General features: G+C 67.5%; 20 protein-coding genes. 11 read left to right on the forward strand and 9 right to left on the reverse strand.

Annotation, left to right across the window (positions count from 1 at the left end):
* The 3 genes from E6J58_22450 to E6J58_22460 are packed head-to-tail and all read left to right on the forward strand — an operon-like array spanning position 1 to position 5215.
* Positions 1-1083: a mandelate racemase gene (locus E6J58_22450; protein ID TMB32683.1), complete on the forward strand. Its 1083-nt coding sequence runs from the start codon at positions 1-3 to the stop codon at positions 1081-1083.
* Positions 1084-1100: 17 nt separating this feature from the next.
* Positions 1101-4130 carry an FAD-binding protein gene (locus tag E6J58_22455; protein TMB32684.1) on the forward strand — a complete coding sequence of 1010 codons (3030 nt, stop codon included), beginning with the start codon at positions 1101-1103 and terminating at the stop codon, positions 4128-4130.
* Between the two features lie 20 nt (positions 4131-4150).
* Positions 4151-5215 (forward strand): aldo/keto reductase, encoded by a 1065-nt coding sequence (locus E6J58_22460; protein ID TMB32685.1) that lies wholly within the window; start codon positions 4151-4153, stop codon positions 5213-5215.
* 205 nt (positions 5216-5420) lie between these two features.
* Here the strand turns inward: E6J58_22460 and E6J58_22465 are convergent, their stop codons facing one another.
* Together E6J58_22465 and E6J58_22470 are read right to left on the reverse strand one after the other, a co-directional pair.
* The gene (locus tag E6J58_22465) at positions 5421-5618 is read right to left on the reverse strand and encodes a hypothetical protein (protein ID TMB32686.1); all 198 of its coding nucleotides are present in this window, start codon (positions 5616-5618) and stop codon (positions 5421-5423) included.
* Positions 5619-5686: 68 nt separating this feature from the next.
* Positions 5687-6307: an SGNH/GDSL hydrolase family protein gene (locus E6J58_22470; GenBank protein TMB32687.1), complete on the reverse strand. Its 621-nt coding sequence runs from the start codon at positions 6305-6307 to the stop codon at positions 5687-5689.
* An 86-nt stretch (positions 6308-6393) separates the two neighbouring features.
* On the opposite strand from E6J58_22470, the gene E6J58_22475 reads away from it, so the two are divergent.
* Genes E6J58_22475 through E6J58_22500 form a run of 6 tightly spaced genes read left to right on the forward strand, consistent with a single transcriptional unit; the run spans position 6394 to position 16627 of the window.
* Positions 6394-9264: a PilT/PilU family type 4a pilus ATPase gene (locus E6J58_22475; GenBank protein TMB32688.1), complete on the forward strand. Its 2871-nt coding sequence runs from the start codon at positions 6394-6396 to the stop codon at positions 9262-9264.
* Positions 9265-10341, forward strand: a complete 1077-nt coding sequence (locus E6J58_22480) for a PilT/PilU family type 4a pilus ATPase (GenBank protein ID TMB32689.1) — start codon at positions 9265-9267, stop codon at positions 10339-10341. It begins immediately after the preceding gene.
* Positions 10341-12356 (forward strand): hypothetical protein, encoded by a 2016-nt coding sequence (locus E6J58_22485; GenBank protein ID TMB32690.1) that lies wholly within the window; start codon positions 10341-10343, stop codon positions 12354-12356. The genes E6J58_22480 and E6J58_22485 overlap by 1 nt, the downstream gene beginning before the upstream one ends.
* Positions 12353-13186 carry a phosphatase PAP2 family protein gene (locus tag E6J58_22490; GenBank protein TMB32691.1) on the forward strand — a complete coding sequence of 278 codons (834 nt, stop codon included), beginning with the start codon at positions 12353-12355 and terminating at the stop codon, positions 13184-13186. The genes E6J58_22485 and E6J58_22490 overlap by 4 nt, the downstream gene beginning before the upstream one ends.
* Positions 13187-13204: 18 nt before the next feature.
* Positions 13205-14815: an alpha-D-glucose phosphate-specific phosphoglucomutase gene (locus E6J58_22495; protein ID TMB32692.1), complete on the forward strand. Its 1611-nt coding sequence runs from the start codon at positions 13205-13207 to the stop codon at positions 14813-14815.
* A gap of 48 nt (positions 14816-14863) precedes the next feature.
* Entirely contained in the window at positions 14864-16627 is a 1764-nt protein-coding gene (locus E6J58_22500) for an acyl-CoA dehydrogenase (protein ID TMB32693.1), read from the forward strand.
* A gap of 43 nt (positions 16628-16670) precedes the next feature.
* Here E6J58_22500 and E6J58_22505 read toward each other — a convergent pair whose 3' ends face one another.
* Positions 16671-17204 carry a hypothetical protein gene (locus E6J58_22505; protein TMB32694.1) on the reverse strand — a complete coding sequence of 178 codons (534 nt, stop codon included), beginning with the start codon at positions 17202-17204 and terminating at the stop codon, positions 16671-16673.
* Between the two features lie 126 nt (positions 17205-17330).
* On the opposite strand from E6J58_22505, the gene E6J58_22510 reads away from it, so the two are divergent.
* Both E6J58_22510 and E6J58_22515 read left to right on the forward strand, forming a co-directional pair.
* On the forward strand, positions 17331-18149 hold the full coding sequence (locus E6J58_22510) for a VWA domain-containing protein (protein ID TMB32695.1): 819 nt from the start codon (positions 17331-17333) through the stop codon (positions 18147-18149).
* A 39-nt stretch (positions 18150-18188) separates the two neighbouring features.
* Positions 18189-19628 carry a tetratricopeptide repeat protein gene (locus E6J58_22515; protein ID TMB32696.1) on the forward strand — a complete coding sequence of 480 codons (1440 nt, stop codon included), beginning with the start codon at positions 18189-18191 and terminating at the stop codon, positions 19626-19628.
* Between the two features lie 67 nt (positions 19629-19695).
* Here the strand turns inward: E6J58_22515 and E6J58_22520 are convergent, their stop codons facing one another.
* The 6 genes from E6J58_22520 to E6J58_22545 all read right to left on the reverse strand — a co-directional run bounded on the left by E6J58_22520 (position 19696) and on the right by E6J58_22545 (position 25516).
* A complete protein-coding gene (locus E6J58_22520) occupies positions 19696-20139 on the reverse strand; it encodes a MaoC family dehydratase (GenBank protein TMB32697.1) in 444 nt (147 codons plus the stop codon).
* A 3-nt stretch (positions 20140-20142) separates the two neighbouring features.
* Complete coding sequence (locus tag E6J58_22525) at positions 20143-21501, reverse strand: M20/M25/M40 family metallo-hydrolase (protein ID TMB32698.1); 1359 nt, start codon at positions 21499-21501, stop codon at positions 20143-20145.
* A gap of 58 nt (positions 21502-21559) precedes the next feature.
* Positions 21560-22744 (reverse strand): hypothetical protein, encoded by a 1185-nt coding sequence (locus E6J58_22530; protein ID TMB32699.1) that lies wholly within the window; start codon positions 22742-22744, stop codon positions 21560-21562.
* Positions 22745-23105: 361 nt separating this feature from the next.
* The gene (locus tag E6J58_22535) at positions 23106-23801 is read right to left on the reverse strand and encodes a DUF72 domain-containing protein (GenBank protein ID TMB32700.1); all 696 of its coding nucleotides are present in this window, start codon (positions 23799-23801) and stop codon (positions 23106-23108) included.
* A complete protein-coding gene (locus E6J58_22540) occupies positions 23798-24604 on the reverse strand; it encodes a tetratricopeptide repeat protein (GenBank protein ID TMB32701.1) in 807 nt (268 codons plus the stop codon). The genes E6J58_22535 and E6J58_22540 overlap by 4 nt, the downstream gene beginning before the upstream one ends.
* A gap of 24 nt (positions 24605-24628) precedes the next feature.
* On the reverse strand, positions 24629-25516 hold the full coding sequence (locus E6J58_22545; GenBank protein TMB32702.1) for a Ku protein: 888 nt from the start codon (positions 25514-25516) through the stop codon (positions 24629-24631).
* Positions 25517-25524: the final 8 nt, after the last annotated feature.

A 25524-nucleotide genomic window follows, 5' to 3' on the forward strand; every position in this document is an offset into this window, starting at 1 on the left:
TTGGCGGAGATCGGCGAAATCCAGGTCTCCGCTTACGACGTTCCGACGGAGAGCCAGCCGGAGTCGGATGGCACCGCCATCTGGAGCAAGACCACGCTGGTCGTGGTGGAGGTTCAAGCGGGAGCCTGGCGCGGGCTCGGATACACGTACGCGGATGCCGGCGCGGCGCGCCTCCTCCGCGACGTGGTCGCCCCGGCGGTGCGCGGGCTCCATCCGTTCGATACGCGCCGAATCTACGAGGCAGCGTGCGCGTCCGTCCGCAACCACGGCCGCTCCGGCGCCGGAGCGATGGCGATCTCGGCACTGGATGTCGCCGCCTGGGACCTCAAGGCGAAGATGCTCGGCGTTCCGGTCGCGAAGCTGCTCGGGACGGTGCGCTCCGAGGTTCCGGCCTACGGCAGCGGAGGGTTCACCTCGTATCCGGAATCCCGGCTCGCTGACCAGCTCTCGCGATGGGCCGACGAAGGGTTCCGCTTCGTGAAGATGAAGGTGGGCCGCGAGCCGGATCGCGACCTGCAGCGCGTGCGGACGGCGCGCAAGGCGATTGGGCGGGGACGCGGGCTGTTCGTCGACGCAAACGGCGCGTACTCGCGCAAACAGGCGCTCCGGTTTGCGCGCGACTTCGCCGAAGAGGGCGTGAGCTGGTTCGAGGAGCCCGTGGTGAAGACCGATCTCCAGGGGCTGCGGCTCGTCCGTGACGCGGCACCGATGGAGGTCACGGGCGGGGAGTACGCATGGGAGCCGCACGACTTCCGCGAGCTGCTGCCCGTGCTCGACGTGGTCCAGGCGGACGTGACCCGCTGCGGTGGGTTCACCGGATTTCTCGACGCGCACGCGCTGGTGCGCGCCCATGAATTGCCGATGTCCACGCATTGCGCACCGGCGCTGCACGTGGCTCTTGGATGCGCGCTTCCGGGCGTGCGGCACCTCGAATGGTTCTTCGACCACCAGAGAATCGAGCGGATGCTCTTCGACGGCGCGCCGACCCCGGTTCACGGCTTGCTGCGGCCGGATCTCTCGCGTCCGGGGCTGGGACTCGTGTTCAAGGTTCAGGACGCCGCGCAGTTCGGTGTGCAGCTTTAGTTTGGGGTCAAACGAAGATGCCCAGCCTTCAGACCTTGGTCCGTCTACGACCGCGCTCCCTGGAGTCGCGAGCCGAGGTGGACGTCCGCGCCCTGGAACGCAAGCTGCGACAGCGCACGTCCGGTGAAGTGCGATTCGACGCCGGAAGCCGCGCGCTGTATGCCACCGACGCTTCGAACTACCGGCAGGTGCCCATCGGCGTCGTGCTGCCGCGCACGGCGCGGGACGTGATCGAGGCCGTGGCGTGCGCCCGCGATGCCGGGGCGCCGATCGTGGCGCGCGGCGGCGGCACTTCGCTCGCCGGCCAGTGCTGCAACGTCGCGCTGGTGATCGATACTTCGAAGTACCTGGACCGCATCCTCTGGCTCGACCCCTCGCGACGCCGGGCCCGCGTGCAGCCCGGCGTGATCCTCGATCGCCTGCGGGAACGCGCCGAGGCGCACCACCTGACCTTCGCTCCCGATCCGGCCACGCACAATCACTGCACCCTTGGAGGGATGATCGGGAACAACTCTTGCGGCGTGCACTCGGTGATGGGCGGCGTGACCAGCGACAACGTCGTGGAGCTGGACGTGCTTCTCTACGACGGCACGCGCCTGACCGTCGGACCGACCACTCCGGACGAGCTCGAGCAGATCTGCGCCGGCGACGGCAGGCGCGGAGAGATCTACCGGCAGCTCCGCGCGCTGCGCGACCGCCACTCTGCGAGCATTCGCAGCCGCTTCCCGATGATCCCGAGGCGCGTCTCCGGCTACGACCTGCCGCAGCTTCTGCCCGAGCGCGGGTTCAACGTTGCCCGTGCCCTGGTCGGGACCGAAGGGACCTGCGCCCTGGTGCTCGCGGCGACGGTGCGGCTCGTCCATAGTCCGCCGTGCCGATCGCTGCTGGTGCTCGGGTACGAGGACGTTTATCACGCCGCCGATCACATCCCGGAGGTGATGGAGGCGGAGCCGATCGGGTGTGAGGGCATCGACGAGCTGCTCGTGCAGCAGATGAAGTGGAAGGGCATCCACCCCGATGACGTGAAGCTGCTGCCCGAAGGACGGGGCTGGCTGATGGTCGAGTTCGGCGGCGAGACCCGGGAAGAGGCGGACGCGAAGGCGCGCAAGCTGATGGACCGGCTCCGCGGCGGCCCCTCGATGAAGCTGTTCGATACCAAGTCGGAGGAGAAGCACCTCTGGAGGGTGCGGGAGGCGGGGCTCGGGGCGACGGCGCGGAAGGAGAACGGAAAGGAGAACTGGGAGGGATGGGAGGATTCATCGGTCCCACCGGCACGTCTGGGGGAGTACCTGCGCAGACTGCGCAAGCTGTTCGACGATTACGGATACGATGGCGCTCTCTACGGCCACTTCGGACAGGGTTGCGTCCACACCCGCATCGACTTCGATCTCAGGACCGCGGACGGAATCGCGAAGTATCGCCGCTTCATTTCGGATGCCGTCGACCTGGTGGTTGCGCATGGAGGATCGATCTCCGGCGAGCACGGCGACGGCCAAAGCAAGGCGGAGTTCCTTCCCAGGATGTACGGCCCCGAACTGGTGGATGCATTCGAGGAGTTCAAGCGCATCTGGGACCCGGACTGGAAGCTGAATCCGGGCAAGGTGGTGCGTCCCAACCGGATCGACGACGATCTCCGGATCGGCGCGCACTACCGCCCTCCGACGCCGCGCACGCACTTTCACTACCAGGAGGATGACTACAGCTTCGCGAAGGCGAGCGCCCGGTGCGTAGGAATCGGCGAGTGCCGCAAGACCGACGCGGGCACCATGTGCCCGAGCTACATGGTAACGATGGAGGAGATGCACTCGACGCGGGGGAGGGCGCATCTCTTGTTCGAGATGCTCCAAGGGAACCCGCTGCGCGGAGGCTGGCGGGATCCGGCGGTGAAAGAGGCGCTGGATCTCTGCCTGGCGTGCAAGGGCTGCAAAGGCGAGTGCCCCGTCAACGTGGACATCGCGACGTACAAGGCGGAGTTCCTTGCGCACTACTATGCTGGCCGCCTGCGCCCCCGCAGCGCGTATGCGATGGGGCTGATCCATTGGTGGTCGCGCATCGCCTCCCGCGTGCCCTCGGTGGCCAACGCGATCTCGCGCACTCCCGTCTTCAAGTGGGCCGGCGGCGTCGCGCTGTCGCGCGAGGTTCCGAAGTTCGCACCGCAGACGTTCCGTTCGTGGTTCGAAGCGCGGCCCCGTGTCGGCGGCGCGGGCGAGCGCGTCCTGCTTTGGGCAGACACCTTCAACAACTTCTTCCATCCGGAAGTGGCGCAGGCCGCGGTCGAGGTGCTCGAGGACGCGGGCTTCCAGGTCCTCATCCAGGCGGAGCGACTCTGCTGCGGCAGGCCACTCTACGATTACGGAATGCTCGATCTGGCGAAGCGCAAGCTGCGCCAGATCCTCGACGACCTGCACGACGAGATCGAGCGCGGGACGCCGGTGGTCGGCCTGGAGCCGAGCTGCGTCTCGGTGCTCCGCGACGAGCTCCTCGGCCTCTTCCCGCACGACACCGACGCGCAGCGGCTCGCACAGCAGACGCACACGCTCGCGGGTTTCTTGCGGGCGCGGGCGCCGCACTGGCGGCCTCCGCCGCTGCGCCAGCGCGCGCTCGTCCACGGACATTGCCACCACAAGGCCGTGCTCCGCTGGGAGAAGGAGCAGGAGCTGATCCGGGCGGTGCTGCCGGATTGCGAGGTGGTCGACTCCGGGTGCTGCGGGATGGCGGGCTCGTTCGGTTACGAAGCGGACAAGTACGACGTGTCGATGCGCATCGGCGAGCGCCGTCTGCTTCCCAGGGTCCGCGAGGTGGACGACGAGACGCTGATCGTCTCCGACGGCTTCAGCTGCCACGGCCAGATCTCGACGACCGGCAAGCGGCCGCTACACATCGCGCAGGCGCTGCAGATGGCGGTCCGGCAGCGGAAACGCGAGCCCCGCGCATCGCGGATCGCCACGCGACGGGTACGCAGGAGGCGCGTCCTGCTGCGGCTCGCGCTCTTCGGAGCCGCCGCCTTCGCGGTGGCTGCTGTACGCATGCGCCGACGCGCGGGTTGATCCAGGTACGATCCGGAGGGATGCTGGGTTCGTTCATGCTCCCCGGGCGAGCGACAGCCGAAGGCACGGCGCGGTTCCGCGAGGACGCGGATTCGGCGTCAGGGCACTTCCGCGAAGCGGAAGGGCTGTCGGTGTCGTCGCTGGGTATCGGCACGTATCTGGGCCGCGACGACGCGAAGACCGACGCGCTCTACGCCGCCTCCGTCCGCCGCTCGATCCAGCTCGGCCTCAATGTCGTCGACACGGCGATCAACTATCGCAACCAGCGCAGCGAGCGCGCAGTCGGGGCGGCCCTGCGCGAGAGTGGGCAGCAGCGCGACGGGGTCGTGCTCTGCACCAAGGGCGGCTACCTCGCCTTCGACGGCGGGCGCCCGCACGATGCGCGTGCGTACGTCGAGGAGACGTTCCTCCGCAGCGGCATTCTGGAGGCTGACGACATCGTCGCCGGCTGCCACTCGCTGGCGCCACGTTTTCTCCAGGACCAGATCGACCGCAGCCGCCGCAACCTCGGTGTCGAATGCATCGACGTCTACTACCTGCACAATCCCGAGACGCAGCTCGGCGAAGTGCCTCGCCCCGAATTCCTGCGCCGGCTCCGCGTTGCATTCCAGGCGCTGGAGCGCGCGTGTGCCGACGGGCGCATCGGCTGGTACGGGACCGCGACCTGGAATGGCTACCGGGTCGAATCCGACGACGAGGAGCACCTCTCGCTCGCGGAAGTCCTCGCCGCCGCCCGCGACGTCGCCGGCGATCGGCACCGCTTCCGCGCCGTCCAGCTACCGTTCAACGTCGAAATGGACGAGGCCGCCACCTTGCGCAACCAGGACGGCTCGACCTTCCTCGAGGCCGCGCAGGCATCGCGGCTGATGGTGTTCGCTTCCGCGAGCGTGCTGCAAGGGCGGCTCACGCACGAGCTTCCCCAGGCGGTCCGCGATGCGCTGGCGGGCGTGGAAACGGACGCGCAGCGGGCCCTGCAGTTCGCCCGCAGCACGAAGGGGATCACCTGCGCGCTGGTCGGGATGAAAACGCCGGCTCATGTGGACGAGAACGCGGCGCTGGCAGGCGTCGAGCCGCTTTCGCTGTAGGAGGTGGAATGCTGGGGAGCCGCACGTCCGAAGAGTGAGCTTCGACCCGAGCCGGAATAGACGGCGTCTTCACGGTGAACATGCGCGCACGGCGCAGGAGCGAGAGCGTGCCCGTCACTGGAGCAAGCAGCCATCCCGCGAGCGCCCCGACCTTTCTCCGACGTCCACGCTTTCAAACTGCTGCGTGGACGTTCAGCGAGCACACTCAGTTGGGCATCGCGCGGAGGGGCGTGACCCGTCCCTGGGACAAGGCGGAATGCACCGGGCGCTCCTGCTTCACCACCGGCGGCCTGCGCGGTGCGGTCGCGGCATTGAACGACGCGAAGTCGGCCATCGCCATCGCCGCCATCACCACCCAGAGAATCGCGAGCGCGATCGGGAACCAGCTCTTCAACAGCCGCATGGCATCTCCTTCTGCGTGCCCTTCGTGAGGTCCTACGCAGCAGGAGTGTCCGCATTTCAGGCGTGGTTTCAGGCCGAAAGGGGGATCATTTCGCGCAACAGTGCGAGGGCGGCGGGGAACATCCGCTCCGCCCACACATCGTAGCCGAGGGCGCTGGGGTGGAAACCGTCCGGCGAGAAGAGCTCCGGGTGCCCGGGGAGGGCGTGGCGGCTCCAGTCGTACAGATCGACCAGCGACAATTTGTGCCGCGCCGCCGTGGCCGTGACGTGCTCGTTGAACAGCTCGATGCGGCGCTCGTAGAACGAACGCTCCACCATCCGCGCCACCGCAGGCGAAAGCGCAAGATCCGGCATGTTCGCGATGACGATGGGGGCGGCAAGCTTCCGCAACGGCACTACAATCTCTTCCAGGTTCACCGCGAAGGCATCGTCGGGACGCTGCAGGCCTACATCGTTGATCCCGATCCCGATGGTCACCAGGCGGGGCCGGGTACGCAGCGCGCGCGGCAGTTGGATCTCGATCACGTCGGAGGTCGTGGCGCCGCTGCCGCCGAGGTTGACGAGCTTCAGCGTCGGAAACGCTCCGCGGAGCTTCGCCGCGAGTCGTTCCGGATAGCCGCCGCCGCTCGGCGCGCCGATCCCGACCGCCGTGGAGTCGCCGAGCGCCAGATAGAGGAGTTCCGCCGGCACTGCGACAATGTAGGCATCGCGCAGTCTTGCCGGGCGGGTGCGACCGCCGCCTACCCTGGCCAACAAACAGGCGAATTTGCACCCCGATGCTAAGCTGGCAGGCGTCGATGATCTCAGGGAAGGACCTCCTCAACCAGTTCAAGGCTGCGTCGTGGAGGGCCCCCGACGAGGTGGAGCGATTCGTCGCGGAAGCGGAAGCGCCGCAGACCGCGGAGCTCCTGAAACTGCTGGACATCGTCACGGGAAAAGCGCCGGACGCGAGCGTGCAGCGCGCGCGGCTGACGGTGTTCGCGCGCTTGATCGACAAGAACCCGGACAAGGCGCTCTGCGCGCCGTTCGTGAAGGCGCTGAAGTCGGCGGAGCCGGCGCTGCGAACCACGCTCGCCGCGCTGCTGCCCAAGGTGAACAGCGCGACCGAGCACGCGGTGCTGGTCGACTACCTGCGCTCGTCCGATAGCGGGCTGCGCGCCACCGTCGCGCGTACCCTGCAGCAGCTCGGCGGCAGCCGCGCGCTGTTCGATCTGCTCGGCCGCGCGGTGGCCGAGGCGGGTTTCGCAGGCCGCATCGAAGCGATGGACGTCCTGGTAGGCTTCGCCAAGCAACAGGCGATCCCCGCCCTGCAAGCGGCGCTCATCTCCGGCTCGGCGGCGGAAAAGGTACACGCGCTCAAGCACCTCGGCAACGCCGCGGTGATGGGCAAGGACCCTGCCGCTGCCCTCAAGGCCATCGCGCCGCTGCTCGACGCGCAGAAGGAGCAGGAGGCGGTCGTCGTCCAGGCCGTCCTCGCCTTCTCGGCCCTCGCCACTGAGGATGACTGGTTCGAGTACGTGGGCATCTTCCTCGACTCCGACACGGTGGGAATGGTCAAGGCGGCGGTCGACGGACTGCGCCGCTTCAGCTCCGCCCGCGTGATGGCCGCGCTGGAGCGGAAGATGCGCGCCGGCCCGCGCGTCATCCGCCTCGCGGTGCTCGGAGCGCTGGAGGCCATCGGCACCGACGCCGTGCTGCCGCCGCTGGTCGACGCCCTCGCCCACAACCAGATCCCGGTGCGAAACCGCGCCGCCGAAGTTCTCAAGCAGCTCTCGATGGAGGGCAAGCTCGACGTCTCGCGGACGGTGATCTGGCTGCTGCGCAGCCGCGACGTCAACGTACGCCGGATGGCGACGGAGATCATCCGCACAGTCGCCGATCCCGATCAACAGCTCTGGCCAAAGCTGATGGGCGTGCTGCGGGACGAGGACTGGTGGGTGCGCGAGCGCGTCATGGACGCGCTGATCGAACTCGGCGGCGTTCGCCTCACGGCCCACGTCGTGTCCCTGCTCACGGATGCCAGCGACGTGATCCGGCGCTTCGCGGTCAGCGTGCTCGGCCGGATCAAGGATCCCAAGGCTTTGCGCTCGCTGGTGCAGATGGCCACCGAGGATACCGATTGGTGGGTGAAGGAGACCGCCATCGAGTCGGTGGCTGCGATCAACGACGCGCGCACGGTCCCGCACCTCCTGCACATCATGGCTGCAGATGCCGACGTGCAGCCGGTGTGCATCCAGGCGCTGATCGACATGGGCGTGAAGACAGCAAGCCCGCAGGTTGCGTCCCTCTGCGCATCGGAAAGCGCGGACGTGCGGTACCTGGTGGTGAAGTATCTCGACAAGTTCGATGCCAGCGATCAGTCGGGGGCGGTGGCGAAACTGAACGACGATCCGCATCCCAAAGTGCGCTCAGCGGCGCGCGATCTGATCACCCGCTGGCGGATCACTGCCCAAGGGAAGCCAGCGCACGCGGTCCCGCTGCTCGACCGGCTCCTCCTTCAGCTCGCACAGGCCGAGGGCGACGACCTGATCATCGCTTCCGGCAAGCCCGTGTTCATGAAGAAGGTCGGACGCGTCAACGCCGTGAACGCGACGCCGCTGGAAGAAGAGCAGGTCAAGGCGCTGCTTTTGCCGCATCTCTCCACCGACCAGCTGATGGCGCTGCAGGCGATGCAGGACGTCGACTACTCGCACGAGGTGAAGAGCGAGGGGCTACGGTTTCGCGCCAACATCTTCTACCAGCTGGGAGGCCTCTCCGGCGTCTTCCGGCGCATCCGCGGGACGCTGCCGCAGTTCGAGAAGCTCGGCCTGCCGCCGCTGGTCCGTACCTTCGGCGACCTCAAGAACGGGCTGGTGTTGGTGGGCGGGCCGACGGGCTCGGGCAAGTCGACCACGCTCGCCGCGCTGATCGATTACATCAACCGGACCGCGTCGCGGCACATCATCGCGCTCGAGGATCCCATCGAGGTGATCCACAAGCGCAAGGAGAGTCTCGTCAACCAGCGCGAGGTCGGCAGTCATACCCGCACCTTCGCCGCCGCCCTGCGATCGACGCTGCGCGAGGACCCGAACGTCATCCTGGTCGGCGAGATGCGCGACCTGCCGACCATCGAGTTCACCGTGGTCGCGGCGGAAACGGGCCACCTGGTGTTCGGGACCGTGCACACGGTTTCCGCCGCCACCACCGTCGACCGCATCGTCAGCGCGTTTCCCCCGGGACAACAGCAGCAGGTGCGCTCGACGCTCGCCGACTCCCTGCGCGCCGTGGTCTGCCAGTATCTCATGAAGGAGAAAACCGGCCCGGGTCGCGTGCTCGCCGTGGAGCTGCTGGTGAACAACGAAGCCGTCTCCAACCTGATCCGGAAAGGAAAGGCCTTCCAGCTTCCCTCGGTGATCTCCACCTCTCGCGAGCAGGGCATGCAGCTGATGGATTCCGACCTGATGCGTTTGGTGAAGGAGAACCGGATCAGCGCCGCCGACGCGTACGTGAAGGCGCTGAGCAAGAAGGATTTCGAGCCGCTGCTGGATGCGGAGGAAAAGCTCGCGCAGCAGAAGCGCATTCCGATTTTCAAGCCGTCGGCAGCCATCCCCACGCGGCCGCAACCGATCGCCGCAGTCCGTACGGCACCGGCAACGAGGAAGGAATAGATGGCCCGGATCGACTCCTTCCTGCGACTGGTGGCGGAGCAGGGCGCGAGCGACCTGCATTTCCATGCCGGCAACGTGCCAATCATCCGGTACGAGGGCGCGCTGATGCCGCTTCCATTCCGCGTGCTCTCGGAGGTGGAGACCAGCCGGTTCCTGCTCGAGCTTCTTGCCGAAGACCAGCGCGCCGAGTTCGAGAAGACGCAGGAAGCGGACCTCGTCTACGCGATCGAGGGCGTAGCGCGGTTCCGGGTGAACATCTTCGTGCAGTCGCAGGGGCTGGGCGCCGTGTTCCGCGTGATCCCCAACAAGGTCCCCACGCTGCAGGACCTGCGGCTGCCCCCGGCGGTCAAGAAGCTCACCCTGCTGGCCAACGGGTTGGTGCTGGTCACCGGCCCCACCGGATCGGGGAAGAGCACCACGCTGGCGGCGATGGTGGACGAGATCAACAAGTCGTCGCAGCGCCACGTGATCAGCATCGAGGATCCGATCGAGTTCCTCCACCAGCCCATCAAGGGCGCCATCACGCAGCGGCAAGTGGGAAAGCACGCCGAGTCGTTCTCCAGCGCCCTGCGGTCGGCGCTGCGCGAGAGTCCCGACGTGCTGGTGGTCGGCGAGATGCGCGATCTGGAGACCATCCACCTCGCCATCGCCGCGGCCGAGACGGGCGTGCTGGTGATCGGAACGCTGCATTCGAACAGCGCCGCGAAGGCGATCGACCGCATCATCGACGTGATCCCGGAGGAGAGCCGCGACCAGGTGCGCAGCACGCTCTCCGTGCTCTTGCGCGGCGTGATCTCGCAGCACCTCGCCAAGCACGCCAGCGGAGAGGGGCGCGTGGCGGTGATGGAGGTGCTGCTGCAGAGCTACGCGGTCGCCAACCTGATCCGCGAAAACAAGATCTTCCAGATCGACGGCTATCTCGACAGCGCCTCCAACGACGGCAGCGGGATGCAGAGCCTCGACGCCAGCCTGTTCAGGCTGCTCAAGCAGGGCGACATCACCGTCGAGGAGGCGATCAAGCTCGCGAATCTACCCGAGTCGCTCAAGCGCCTGGCGGCGGAAATGCAGGAGGAGTGATGGATGCCAAGGCCCGCGAGAAGGCGCTGGATCGAGCGCGGGGCCTGGAGAAGGCCGGGCAAGGCGACGCCGCCGCGAGACTCTTCCGCGACGTGGGCGCGGTGGAGGAAGCGGCGCGCGTGCTCGGCTCGCTGCGGCGGCCGCGCGACGCCGGGCAGCTCTTGCTGGAGAGCCTGGGAGTGCAACCGGGGCAGGTCGGACGGCTCGATTCTGCGGGAAGGAAGCGCGCCCTGATGGCAGCCATCTTCTTCGGGCGCGCGAGGGAGAACCAGACCGCAGTGCAGATGTTCATGGCCCTCGGCGAGCAGCAGCGCGCGGTGGAGGTCCTGCAGAAAGCCGGCGATTCGGTAGGCGCTGCGAAGCTGTCCTCGATGAAGCCGGGGCAGTTCGAGACCGGGCCGCTGCTGGCGCCGTCGAAGGCCACCGCCGTGGGCGGGCAGGCCGTCTCGATGGTCTCGGCGCAAAAGCTCGAGCAGCAGGGCAAGCACGAAGCTGCCCTGCAATCGTACGTGCAGCTGAAGCGCTTCGCGGACGCAGCCCGCATGGCGAAAGTGCTGGGGCGGAAGGCCGACGCGGCCCAACTCTACGCCGACGCGGGGGCGCCGTTCGAGGCCGCGCAGGCCTACCTCGAGCTCGGGGATACCGGAAAGGCGCTGGAGAACCTCTGCCGCGTACCCGCCGAAGACGCGCAGTACCGCGTGGCGGCGGCCATCGCGGTGCGCCTGGCTACGAACCTCAACGTGCTCGATTTCCGCTTCGAGCACTTCGTCGGCCCGTACGTGCGCAGTGGGCCGCGCGACGCCGCGGAGCTGCAGGTCTTCGACCTGCTCGCGGCGCTGTACGACTCGCATGGGTTTCCCGAGAACGCCCGCGAAGCGTTGCAGAAGCTGCTCGCAGCGCAGCCCGCGCATCCGGGCGCGCGCGAGCGCCTGGGCCGCGTCGAAGAGCAGCTCCGGCCTTCGGCGATGGTCGCGCGCCAGGTCCTCTCCAACGCGGACCTCCACAAGAAGCGCATGCCGTCGTTGCCGGACCTGGGCGATCTGCCGGATTTGCCCGGCGGCGGCTCGGCCACGGTTCTTCGCACCGATCCCGGGTTGTTGAAGAAGGTGAGCAGGTCGCCGGAAACCACGCCGCCGGAATTGCTCGCGGAAGCCGAAGTCGTGGTCGGACAACCCGTCTCTTCCGAGGAGAAGTTCGAAGTCGGCGCGACCGTGGCCGGCCGCTATCGCCTCGAGGCGAAGATCGGCCAGGGTGGCATGGCGACCGTCTTCCGCGCGTTCGATCTGGAGCTGGAGGAAAACGTCGCGCTCAAGGTCTTCAACCTGGAGCAGGCGTCGGAGGTGCTCGTGGCGCGGTTCAAGCAGGAGCTGAAGCTCTCGCGCCAGCTCATCCACCCGAACATCATCCGGCTGTACGACATCGGCGCGCACAACGGACATCGGTACATCAGCATGGAGCTGCTGGTGGGCAAGAGCCTCAAGGACTGCATGCGCCAGCCCATCGAGTTCCGCACCGCGCTCGGGTACCTGCTGCAGGCGTGCCACGGCCTGCAGGCGGCGCACGACGCGGGCGTCATCCACCGCGACGTAAAGCCGGACAACTTCTTCGTTACCGAGGACGGTATCCTCAAAGTGATGGACTTCGGCATCGCCAAGCAGTACGCCACGCCGGGTGTGACGGTGGCCGGGGCCATCGCTGGAACTCCGCTCTACATGTCGCCGGAACAGATCGGAAACTTCAGCACCGTGACGCACCTGACCGACATCTACGCGCTGGGCGTCTGCGCCTACGAGATGTTCACCGGGCAGGTGCCGTTCTTCCACGAGGAGCTGGTGCCGATCCTGATGATGCACGTGAACAACCGACCGGTGCCGCCGCGGGAAAAGAACCCGCACGTGCCAGCCGAGCTGGACGCGATCATCGTCCGGCTGCTCGCCAAGGACCCCAGGCAGCGGTACCAGAGTTGCCGCGAGCTGGCGCAGGAGCTGGGCGCGATTCGCGACGCGTACGCATGATCGGCGTTGCGCTCGCGCTCGCGGTGGGCGCATCGGACAAGGTCGACGTGCGACCCGCGGCGGATCTCACCGTCGCCGGAGTGGCCCTCGTCGGATGGATCGTTCCGGAGCTCTCGCGGAACCAGCTCGTGCCGGCCCACTGCCGGCTCTGCGACGGCGCCGACAATACCGGCCTTCCCGGGACGGGGTCGCGCGGCTCGCTGAACGGCGTCGACGCCTGGTTTCACGACGCCATGACGGGATGGGTTTTGTCGCGGTCGACGGCGGGCGTCGCCAGCGACGTCGTCGCGTACCTTCTCGTGCCGGCTGCGGCGATTGCCGGCGCCTGGACCACGACGGGGCCGCACGCAAGCGACGGGGCCGATTGGCGTGCCGTGTCCATTGTCATGGAGTCGGCTCTCCTCTCCGGCGCCCTCGCGGAGGGTGTGAAGTTCATCGCCGCGCGCAAGCGGCCATACGTGCGCTACGGCACCGGCGAAGCGGAGGGAACGTACGGCGTGACCGACGTGGGCAGCCACCTCGGCTTTCCCTCAGGCCATACCGCGTGGGTGACGTCGCTCGGCGTCGCCCTGGCGACCACCGCGACCATTGAGGAATCCGCCGCGGCTCCGTGGCTCTGGGCCGGCGCCGCCGTCGGCTCAGTGACGACCTCGGCGCTGCGCATGATCGCTGAGAAGCACTACTTCACCGACGTGGCGGCCGGCGCCGCCATCGGGGCGGCCTGCGGCGTCGTCGTGCCGCTTCTCCACCGGCGCGGCGGGCCGTTGTCCAGCGGCTCGCTGTCGGTTGCCGCGCAGGGGCCCTCGTTTGCGCTGACCGGCCGTTTCTAAGGCGGTAGATTCCCGCGCATGACCCATCCGCTCGCCGGAAAGCCGGCCCCGCGCGAATTGTTGATCGATGTCGAGCGGCTGCGCCGGCTCTATTACGAAGAGAAGCCCGATCCCGCGGATCCGCAGCAGCGCGTGGCGTTCGGGACCAGCGGCCACCGCGGTACCGCACTGAAGCGTGCGTTCAACGAGGCGCACATCCTCGCCGTGACCCAGGCCGTCTGCGAGTACCGCAAGGCCCAGGGGACGAGCGGCCCGCTTTATCTCGGCAAGGACACGCACGCGCTCTCGGATCCGGCGCAGGACACTGCCCTGTCGGTTCTCGCGGCCAACGACGTGCACGTCCTCTGGTCGCGCCGCGCCACGCCCACGCCGGTGATCTCGCACGCGATCCTCACGTACAACCGCGGGCTCTCGCGCGGGTTCGCGGACGGGATCGTGATCACGCCGTCGCACAATCCGCCCGAGGATGGTGGCATCAAGTACAACCCGCCGAGCGGCGGACCGGCCGACACCGCGGCGACGGGATGGATCGAGAACCGCGCGAACGACCTCTTGCGGAACCCGGACTCGATCGGACGCGCGGTGCGGCCCGGGATGCTTGAGGAGCACGATTTCATCACACCTTACGTGCGCGATCTGGGCAACGTCGTCGATCTGGAGCCCGTGCGCGGGTTGCGGCTGGGAGTCGATCCGCTCGGCGGATCGAACCTCGATTACTGGGATCCGATCGCGTCGGAGTACGGCCTCGACATCACCGTGGTGAACCGGACGGTCGATCCGACGTTCGGGTTCATGACGGTCGATCACGACGGCAAGATCCGGATGGACTGCTCGTCGCCCTACGCAATGGCGAAGCTGGTGGGGCTCAAGGATCAGTACCAGCTCGCCTTCGGCAACGACACGGACTCCGACCGGCACGGGATCGTCACGCCCGGCGCCGGGCTGATGAACCCCAATCACTATCTCGCGGTCGCGATCCAGTACTTGTTCACGAACCGGACCTGGCCGGCTCGCGCGGCAGTGGGGAAGACGCTCGTGTCTTCCGCGCTGATCGATCGTGTGGCGCGGAAGATCGGGCGGACGCTGCGCGAGGTGCCGGTCGGGTTCAAATGGTTCGTCGACGGGCTCCTCGACGGGTCGCTGGGCTTCGGCGGAGAAGAGAGCGCCGGCGCGTCATTCCTCCGCCTTGACGGGAGCGTGTGGGCCACGGACAAGGACGGGATCATCATGGACTTGCTCGCGGCCGAGATCCTCGGACGCACCGGCAAGGATCCTGGCGTGCTCTATCAGAAGATCTCCGCCGAGCTCGGACGCCCGGTGTACACGCGCATCGATGCGCCCGCGACACCGGCACAGAAGGCGGCGCTGAAGAAGCTCTCCGCCGACGTAGTCCGCGCCGGCACGCTCGCTGGGGAGCCAATCACGGCGAAGCTGACGAAGGCGCCAGGAAACGGCGCCGACATCGGCGGCCTCAAGGTCGTCGCGCAGAACGGCTGGTTCGCAGCTCGGCCGTCAGGTACCGAGGACGTCTACAAGATCTACGCGGAAAGCTTCCGCGACGAGACGCACCTGCAACGCATCGTCGACGAGGCGAAAGCCATCGTGGCGGAAGCGATCAAGACGGTCTGACCGCGGCGAATTCCGGGACGAATCGGCGGGGTGCGTTAGACTTCGAGGATGCCCTTCGACCCCGGCGCTTCCTTCGGCAAGTCGCTGTTCTTCGGCGACATCCTCGAGGACCAGCTCTTCCCCTACCCGGAGATGCCGCGAGACCAGGCCGAGCTGGTTGCGCCGATCTGCGAGACCATCGACCGGTACATGGCCGGGATCGACAGGCGCAAGCTGGATCGCGACGGTGAGTTCCCTGCGGAGCTGCTCCAGTCGCTGAAGGAGATGGGCCTGTTCGGGCTGATCGTGCCGGAAGAGCACGGCGGCCTCGGGCTCTCCAACTCCGGTTACGCGAGAGTGATGCAGCAGGTTGCTTCCTGGGACGCGTCGATCGCCGTGACCCTCGGCGCACATTCCAGCATCGGTTTCAAAGGCCTCCTGCTGTTCGGCAACGACGCGCAGAAGCGGCGCTACCTTCCGAAGCTCGCATCGGGCGAGAACATCGCTGCGTTCTGCCTGACCGAGCCGGGGAGCGGGTCGGACGCGTTCTCGATCAAGACCAGCGCGCGCCGTGACGGCGACTTCTACGTCCTCAACGGGCAGAAGCTCTGGATCACCAACGGCGGCATCGCGGACTTCTACACCGTGTTCGCGAAGACGACTCTGGATACGGCGGAGCAGAAGGGAAAGATCACCGCCTTCATCGTCACCCGCGACCTCGGCGGCATCACGCACGGCCCGCACGAGGACAAGATGGGGATTCGCGCCTCGAACACGACCGCCGTCTTCTTCGACAACGTGCGCGTGCCTGCGACGAACGTCCTCGGCGAGGAAGGCAAGGGCTTCAAGGTGGCGATGAGCATCCTCAACCACGGCCGCACCGGCCTGGGCGCTGGCGCGGTGGGAGGGCAGCGCAAGCTCCTTCAGCTCGCGATCGCGCATGCGGCCGAGCGCAAGCAGTTTGGCCGTCCGCTCGCGAGCTTCGGCAAGATCAAGGAGAAGCTCGGGCGGATCGCGACGAACCTCTACGTCAGCGAGTCCCTCTGCTACTTCGTCTCCTCGACCATCGATCGCGGGGCGGTCGACTACTCGGTGGAAGGAGCCGCCACCAAGGTCTTCAACTCCGAGGCGGTGTGGAGCGCCACCGACGAGGCGCTGCAGATCGCCGGCGGCATGGGCTACATGCGCGAGCAGCCCTACGAGCAAGCGATGCGCGACACCCGCATCAACCGCATCTTCGAGGGGACGAACGAGATCCTGCGGCAGTACATCGGGCTGACCGGGCTGCAGAAGCCAGGCGAGTACCTGAAGGGTCTCGGCAAGGATCTGTCGAGCTCGCTCAGGGACCCGATCAAGGGATTCGGGCTCTTGCGCGAATACGCCGTCCGGAAAGCGCGCCAGACCGTGCCGATGCAGGCAGTGCCCTACGGGCGGACGCCGCAGATCGGCAAGGCGCATCCCACTTTGCACGAGCAGGTCGTGTACCTGGAGGACGCGGCCCAGGCGCTGGCCGCGCTCTGCGAGACGTCGCTGCGCAGGCATGGGCGCAACATCGTCGAGCAGCAGCTGCAAGTGGGCCGCATCGCCGACATCGCCATCGATCTGCTGGCCCTCGCCGCCGCCCTCGCCCGCACGACACGGATCATCGAGCAGCGCGGCGTGGAGAAGGCGAAGAACGAGATCTCGATGACGTATACGTTCTACTCGGACGCGCGGACGCGCATCCGCGCCAACTCGCGCGCCAGCGGCGGGCACAACAACGACCAGTCGCTCCAGGACGTCGCCGACGCGGCCGTCGCCGCCGGCGGCTACCAGAACGACTTCCTCAAGTGAGAGCACCGGGCGCTCCAGGACGGAGCGCCCGGCACCGACCAGCTTAGAGCGAGAGCACCCCAGTCCGGATCAGGTAGGCGAGCTGCGCCCGTTGTCCGGAGTCGAGCAGCGCGTGGATCCGCCCGAGGGCCTTGATCACCGCATCGCGCAGCCGCTCGGCGCTCTTCACCCGCAGGTCGCCGCCCTCGCGCGCGCGGGCCTCGTCGAACGCGTCGAGCCCGAGCGCGTCGGCGAACGACGCGACCGTCCGGCGATCGTCCACGGCCGCCTGCGCGCGCTCGGTCTTCAGCTCGTCGAGGATCTTCGCGAGCTGCGAGACCTGCTCCTCGCTCAAGTTCAGCTTGTAGGCCAGGAACCGGAGCGGCCTGCGGACGCCGAATGCGCCGCTGCCAAAGTCGTCTCCGGGACCGCGCCACGGGCCGGCTTGCCAGCCGCCACCTTCACCCGCGGAAGCGCCTTCGCTGCCGCAGCCGTGCCGGCGCGCGTTCTTCCACCACCACATCATGCCTGGATGCATCGTTCCTCCAACTCGCCGGGGCCATTCGCTCCCGGCGGGGATTTCGGGCGTGGGCACCATGCCTCACGCCGTCCCTTGAACCTAACCTCCGCGCCCGCCACGTCAACACCGCGGCGCGCCATCGGCTTTTCCCCAGTCAGATCCTTTTGCTGAAGGCGGCGTTCACTCAGCGCAGGAGGTGCTGCCATGATGGCTGTCCTGTTCCTGGTTGCAGCGGCGAACGTGCCGCGGATCGACGTGGCGTTCGCTCTCGATACCACCGGCTCGATGGGCGACGAGATCGATGTGGTGAAGGAGAAGATCGTCGCCATCGCGCGCAACGTCTCCGCCGGGCAACCGCGACCCGACGTGCGCTTCGGAATCGTCGCTTTCCGCGATCGCGGCGACGCCTACGTGACCAAGGCGTTTCCCTTCTCGCGAGAAATCGCGGACGTGCAGAAAACGCTGCGGAGCCTCGACGCGGAAGGTGGCGGCGACGAGCCCGAATCAGTGGCCGAAGGCCTGTACGCCGCCGTGCACGAGCTGCAGTGGGATTTCTCGAAGAGCACCGCGCGGCTGATCTTCCTCGTTGGGGATGCCGGCCCGCATCACTATCCGGATGGCAAAGACTGGCGGAAGGTCGCTTCGGAAGCGGCGGAGAAGGGGATCACCATCAACGTGATCGCCTGCTCCGGTCTGTCTGCTGAAGGAGAGCGCGTGTTCGAGAGGATCGCGAAGATGTCGGACGGGACGATGACGCACCTGACGTACACCCGGGTTGCCCAGAGGGCCGACGGGCGCAAGTTCAGCGTGCTCAACGAAGGCGGCAAGACCTGGGTCGCAGACCGGAAGCTGAAGGAGTCTGAATGGAAGAAGGGCGCCGCCGCGCTCGCGAAAGAGGGCAAGATCCATGTCGCTGCCGCTCCGCCCCCGATCCCTGCAGATACAGTTCCGATGAACAACCTCGACGCCGAGATCGCCAGCACCGTCCGCGCCAAGGCGGAGTCGCTCGGAGTCAGCTACTGAAGGCGCCGGCGTGGATGGGGTACATTCCCGTCCACGCCGATGATCACCGTCCTCGAGATCCTGGAGAGAGCGCGGAGCGGGGGCCAGCGGCTGCCCTACAACGAGGCCGCGGTCCTGTTCGCGGCCGCCGTGCGCCTCGCCGCCGCGAACGATTCCACGCTGCGCGCGCGGCTCCTCCAGATCGACGATGCAGGCGGGCTGCGCCTGGCGCCATTCGACGAAGACGAGCCCGAGGCGGACCCTGCGTATCTCGCGCCGGAGCTGCTCTCGCCCGATGCTCCCGACAAGAACGACCCGAAGGTGCAGGTGTACGCCGCAGGTGTGCTGGGTTACGAGCTGCTGACTGGCAAGCACGCGCCGCTCTCCGGTCACTCCACCGACCTCTCCGGGCCCCTCGGCGAAGTGCTGCAGCTGGCGCTGGCCTCCGACCGGCGGACGCGCATCGAGGACCTCAAGCAGCTCGAAGAGGCGGTGGAGGGAGTGCAGCCGCGGCCGCCGGCGGAAGGCGAGCGGAACATTCTCGTCTCTTTACGGCACCGCTCGTCGCGCCCGCCGCCGGAGAAGGACGCCGTGGCGAGACTGATCGACCGGCTGCAGCAGCTCGAGACGCAAGTCGCGACCCTGGGGAGGGTGCAGTCGCGCATGGAGGCGGCGCAGCGACAGTCGCTGGAGACGATGGAGCGGTTCGAAGTGGGTCAGCTCCGCGCTGGCGATGCAGGTCGGCGGCGGCAGCCTGTGGTTGCCCCGGCCATCCTCGCCGGCACGCTGTCGGCTGCGGCCGTCGTCGCTGTGGCGTGGGCGCTGGGCGTGTTTGCGTTTCCTGTGCCGCGGCCTCCGCCTCCGCCGGCGACGGCCGAATCCGCGCCGCCGGAGGCGAAGCCCGCAACGACGGAACCGAAGCCCGCAGCCGACGCAACGCCCGTCGCCAACGAAGCGAAACCTGCGCGCAGTGAGCCTCCGGCTTCACGCGACGCGAGCTCTACCCAGATCAGTGCGGACGCTGCCGCCGAGGCGGAGACTGCCCCAACCGATGCCGCTGCAACAGTCGAATCGAAGTCTGCCCAAATCAACCCCGGGGACTCGGCCGCCGACGCCGGCGCCGGCGCGGCGGGGGACGGCGGCACCGCCCCGCAAGCCGCCACCTCCGCGCCGCCCGCGAGAAAGCGCGCGGCCGGCCCCAGCTCGCAGGCCGCCATGCTGCACGCACTCGCGCTCTCGCAGGTCCGCCGCGGCGAGGCTGCCCTGGAACAGGGCAACACCGACGATGCGCTGGCCAGCTTCCGCGCTGCGCTCGAGAACGAGCCCACCATCGCCGTCGCCTTCCGGGGCCTGGGCATGGCGTACGCGATGCAGGGACACGACGCGGAGGCGCTGCAGGCGTACGACAAGTACCTGCGCCTCTCGCCGAAGGCGTCGGACGCGCCGGAGATCCGCAAGTCGATCCGCGAGCTGCGCACGCGCGCGAAGGGCGCAGAATGATCAGTCGCGGCCGCCGAAGGCGGCCTAGCGACCGCGCCTCAAGGCTGTACAAGTCATGAGATGTGTCCTAGCGCGGCCGGCGCGCGAACATCCCGGAAGACCGCACGAAGTAGACGCGTTCCCCCTGCCTGTCGAAGAGCTCCCCGAACGTAGCCACGGTGCCGCGGCTGGGGCTCTTCGACGACGGTCTCACGGATGTGATGGTGACGCGCCCCCGCAGCACGTCGCCGGGGCGCACCGGTTTGAGCCAGCGCAATTCATCGACGCCGGCCGACCCCAGGCTCGCCGAATCCAGCAGCAGCCCGCGCACGAGCAGGCCCATGTACATCGACGCGGTTTGCCAGCCGCTCGCGATCAGCCCGCGGAACATCGAGTGCTGCGCCGCCGCCTGGTCGACGTGGAACGGTTGCGGATCGTACTTGCGGGCGAACTCGAGAATCTCGGCCTCGCTGATGCTCGCCTCCCCCAGCTCGTAGACCTGTCCCTCGGCGAAGTCTTCGAAGTAACGCATGAGCTATCTCGCCAGTTGCAGCGTCACCTCGCGCAGGAACCTGACGCCGTCGCCGATCCAGCGGATCGGACGCCGCTCGTCCGCGCCGTGCGCCGCGCGGCCGGCGCGAGCGTCCTCGCGGGTCCCCGGAGCGCCGCCGAGGCCATAGGACTGGATGCCGACTTCGCGCAGGTGCCGCGAATCCGTCGCGCCGGTCCCCATCGCGTGCACGACTGCCACATCACCCCAGACGGCGCGTGCGGCAGCGTGCACGGCATCGTTCACCGCGCCAGCGATCGGCGACGGCTTCGCCGAGTAGAAGTCTTCCGTCGGCTTCAGGTCGACGGCCGCATCGCCGATGGCCTGCGCCAGCTTCGTCTGGGTCTGCTCCCGCGTCTCATCGGGCAGGATGCGGCAATTCACAGTCGCTTCCGCCGTGGTGGGCAAGACGTTGTCCTGCGGCGCGGCTTTCAGCATGGTCGTCACGCAGGTAGTGCGGAGCTGGGCATTCGCAAGCCGGTCCTTGCTGATCAGGGCATCGTCCTCGGGCGAGACGGTGCCCGTATCCGCCACGCGCTTGAGCGCGTCGGACAGCGGCGGCTTCTCGTATCGGGCGGAGAGGGCGATCCCTTCGCGCGCCTCCGGGGTGACCTTGGCAGGAAACCGCAGCTCGCCAATCCGCTGCAGGGCGCGGGCGAGCGTCACGACCGGATCGACATCCGTGGGCGGCACGGACGAATGACCGCCCTTTCCCTTCACGGTCAGGTGGTAGCTCTGGAAGGTCTTCTCGGCCACGCCGATCTGCACTGCTTCCATCCGCGAAAGATCGGGCGCCACGAGCAGGCTTCCGCCCTCGTTCAACGCCAGCTCGGCATCGAGCAGATCACGGTGGTTCTGCGCCAGCCACCTCACGCCGACCAGCCCGCCCGTCTCCTCGCCCGCCGTGAGCGCGACGATCAGGTCGTGCGAGAGCTTCTGCGGACCGCGCGCCGCTTCCAGCGCGATGGCGGTGAACGCGGCGGCCATCGCCTTGTCGTCGCTGACGCCGCGCGCATAGAGAAAGCCGTCCTTCTCGGTAGGCTGGAACGGCGGCACCGTCCATGGTTGCCCTTCCACCGGCACGACGTCGATGTGTGCGAGCAGGAGCAGCGGCCGCTTCTTGCCGGTCCCGGGGACGCGGGCGATCAGATTTCCACGCCCCGGCGCCGACTCGAGGATCTGCGCGCGAATGCCCGCCTGCTGGAAGCGGGCAAGCACCGGCTGCAGCGCCGCCGTCTCGTTGCCGTGGCTCGTATCGACGCGCAGGAGCTGGTCGAGGATCTGGCGGGCTTCGGTTTCGACGGCGGTGGCCGCGAGCGCGACGCAGGCGAGCGCGAGAAGCATCTGTCACCTCCCGTGGGGCGCGCACCCTACCACGCGCCTCCACGGGTCGCGCTCCTGTCTATTGGCACTGTGGCTTGTGAAGCTGGATATTGCCGCCCGCGAGGAAGTTGTCAGAGTTTACTGGAGCCCCGTTCAAGAGCAATTGGAACCTGTCGACTCCGCGGCCTGACTCAGCATTATCGGCGACGTCCGCCTCATATGATTCGGTGGTGCCATCGACGTCGGCCAAGCCGAGCGTCTTCCTGCCGTTCGATCCGAAAGCAGGGTACGCGCCGTAACCGGTCACTGCGGTTCCTTTGACGCGCAACGGCTTGCCGTGGTCGAGGTACATCAGGTGACCCCAGAACAACCCGTTCTTGATGCCACCCGCCACGGCGAAGTTTGCCTTGGCATTCGGATCTGACGGCGATGCAATCCATCCCCCACCGGTGACGAAGTCGGCGGCGGTCGCGTCGCACGGCGGCGGCGACGCAGGACAGGTGATGTCGGCATGTGCATGGGAGACGATCACCTCGGCGAGCGGCGCCGATCCCGACGCCGGGTTGTTGACTACGACGTGCAGGGCGTTGACGTCCATCGTGCCCGACTGGCCGTTGACCGAGCTCGACTGCTCGTTGATCACGACTGACCCTGCATTGAGCGGCAGTGGGACGGTCTGGTTGGTGGCTCCGGAAACGTCGATGCTCTGACCGTTGATGACGACTTTGGCCAGATCGGACCTGCCGCTGACGGATGGGCTTGTCCCTGTGCATTGGGCGCTGGCCTCCGACATCAGGAAGTCGGCGGCGATCGTGTTTCCGGCGGCAGTCAGGCTGAGATCGGCGACCGATGCCTCTGACCGGCTCGCGTTTCCCCGGCCGATCGTCGTGGCATGTGCAACGTCAGCTCCATTCAAGCCCCCGGCGGTGCCCAGCGAGATCGGCGGGACGTCCAGAAGGGAGGCTTCCTGCGCGCCTCCACTGGAAGGGAGGGGACCGGTGTCGGCGACGGTGATCGGCAAGAGCGGCGGGACGGTGGCCTGTACGACGTAAGCCTGCCCACTGAAAGTGGGCGTGGAGGATGTCTGCGCGATGCTCCTTGCGGGTGCAGCGAACAGCGACATCAGGGCGACGAGGATGAAGCGGCGCGAAGCATGACATGTCTTCTCGTGTGCCACAGACACAACCCAATCCTTTCTCTTTGCCAGCTGCCTGAGCGCAGCGGCGGTCGAAGGCAACCTGGGGCACTTCGCCGCAAGCGCCATTCGGCAAGATTGACGAGAGAAGAAGATCGTCCCGAAATCGCGGTCACTTAAAGGTTTCGCCAATGATGGAATTGGATTTTCAAGTCGTACTTTTCGAAATTTGCAGACTCATGCGAGCAAAGCAAAGCAACGATGCGCGCCGCCCTGGGCATCTATCCATCGAGGAGGGCCACCTGTAATCTGCCAGCGCAGATGACCGTGTGCCGGCCTGCTTCATCCACCAACGCGCGGTGCTGCTCGGCTCGTTTGCCGTGTGGGCTCAAGGTTCGAGGGACAGTCGTGGTCACGGACGCCGTCAACCGCGTGGCGATCGGTCGGACGCCGGGCGATCAGGCGCCGATCTCGCGAAGCGCGCGAGACTCTACGACTTTGCGAGAGATGCGAAGCGCCTGGCGTATTCCGTCCCGGCCGCAGAATCTTCGTGCTTGAAGTAGACGAAGACCTCGCCGGTGTACGTCTTCACGAACTCTGCCCATTTCAATAAAGCCGCAGAGTCGTAGTCCTGGCGGCGCAGACGCAGGTACCCGAAGTCCGCCGTGCGCACCGCGGGCGTCGCCAGCTCCTCGTTCTCCGCGATGCACAGCGCCGCCCCGGCGTCGCGCAAGGCTGCGTACGTCTCATCCGCGAACCAGCTCGCGTGGCGGAACTCGAAGGCCGCACGCAGGTCGCGAGGGAGCTGCTGGAGAAAGTTTCGTAGGAGCGGCAAGTCCGCCTTCAGATTCGGAGGGAGCTGGTAAAGCACGGGGGCCAGTCGCGCGCCGAGCGTACGAGCCGCGTCCACGAATCCTTCCACCAGCTCGCTGCTCTCCCGCAGCCGCTTCTGGTGCGTGATTCGCTGCCATGCCTTGAGCGCGAACCGGAACCGTTCCGGCACCTGCGCCGCCCATCCCTCGAGGATCTTCGTCGTCGGCTTGCGGTAGAACGAATAGTTGATCTCGACGGTATCGAACTGCTCCGCGTAGTACCCGAGCATCTTCTTTGACGAGAGGTCCTCGGGGTAGAAGCTGCCTCTCCAGGCTTCGTAGTTGTATCCGCTGGTGCCGACGTGCACCGTCACGCCTGCACCAGCTTGCGATAGGTGCGCAAATGGCGCAGCGCCGCTGTTCCTTCGCCCCGCGCCTCGTAGAGTTGGGAGAGGTTGTAGTGCGCGTCGGCGCAGGCAGCGTCGGCGGCCAGCGCCGTCCGGTAGGCCAGGATCGCCTCCTCGGGCATCCGGAGGTCCTCGAGGGCGACGCCAAGATTGAACAGCGCGACCCCGTTGTCCGGGTTCAGTTCGATCGCCTTCCGATAGTGCTGGGCGGCAGCGCGAGCGTCTCCGGCTTCGTGGAGCAGCCGCCCGAGATTCACCCAGGCGCCCGCATGCGATGGATCGAGCTCCAGCGTCCGGCGGTACGCGGCCGCCGCGTCATCCGGTGCCGTTTCTTCCAGATCGCAGGCGCGCTCGTACCAGTCGGAGGCGTCGCCGCCGCGGGCCCGGATCTGCAGCGGCGCCACCTTGCGGGCCAGCTCCTTCGTCTCGAAGTCGAAGAGCACCTGTCCCGACTCCGGGCTCCACGAGGCGCGATCGTCGCCGACGACGATGCGATCTCCCTCCGCGTGGATGTGGACGCCGCGCAGCGGCCTGCCTTCGGGAAGCTGCTCCTTCAGCTTGCGCAATGCGCTGCGCACGCGCCGCGGCGCAATGCGCGCGGAGACCAGCCCTTGCGCCGTGCGCAGCAGCACCAGATCCTGGAAGGAGAACCGCAGCTCGCCGCGCGGCCCCCGCGTAGGCTCGAGGAAGCCCGCGCGCACGTACGCGCGCACCTGTGACACGGAGAGGCCGAGCATCTTCGCCACCTCGCGCGCTCCGTAGCCGCTCATCGCGGCCGAAGATCGCACGGAGGGCTACTTCCGGGAAGAAGCCTTTTTCTCCGCCTTGGCCTCGCCGGCGGCGCGCTTGGCCGGCTTCCGCTCTTCGGGCCTCGCCGGCGCGGGCGCGCTCTCCCTTGCCGGACCGAGGCCCTTGGCGGCCAGCGAAGCCTTGAGCGCCTCCATCAGATCGATGATCTGCGTCTGCGGCGCGGCGGGCTGCTCGATCTGGATCTCCTGCCCCTCGACCTTTCGCTGGATCTGCTCCTGGATGCGCGTGCGCACGTCGTCCTTGTACTTCTCGGGCTTGAACTCGTCGGTCGAGATCTGCTCGATGATCTGCCGCGCCAGCGCCAGCTCCTGGTCCTTCACCTCGGCGGGCTCGACGCCGACTTCCGAGAACGGGCGGATCTCGTCGGCGTACATGAGATTCTGCATCACCAGGCCGCCTTCGGGCAGCGGCCGGATCTGCACCAGGTACTGCTTGCCGCGGGCGGCGTAGCGCGCCAGCGCGGTCTTGCCGCTGCGCCGCATCGCCTCCGCCAGCAGCCGGTAGGCGCGATCGGCGCCTTTCTCCGGTCCGAGGTAGTAGGCCTTGTCGAAGTAGACAGGATCGATCTTCTCGCTGGGAACGAATTCGGCGATTTCGATCTGCTGTGACGCTTTCTCCTCCAGCGCCTTCAACTCTTCCGGCGTGAAGGTGACGTAGCGGTCCTTGGCGAACTCATACCCCTTCACCATCTCCTCGCGCGGGACCACCGCATTGTCGTCGCGCGGGCAGATGTACTGCTGCTTGACCCGGCCACCGCACTTGGCGTGCAGCATGTTGAACGAGATCGCCGCCGACGACTCGGTGGCCGAGAACAGCTTCACCGGGATGGAAACCAGCCCGAAGGAAATGGTCCCCGTAGCAAGTGGCCTCATGGGGCGTG

The organism is Deltaproteobacteria bacterium, assembly GCA_005879535.1.
Taxonomy (GTDB): Bacteria; Myxococcota; Myxococcia; order Myxococcales; family 40CM-4-68-19; genus 40CM-4-68-19.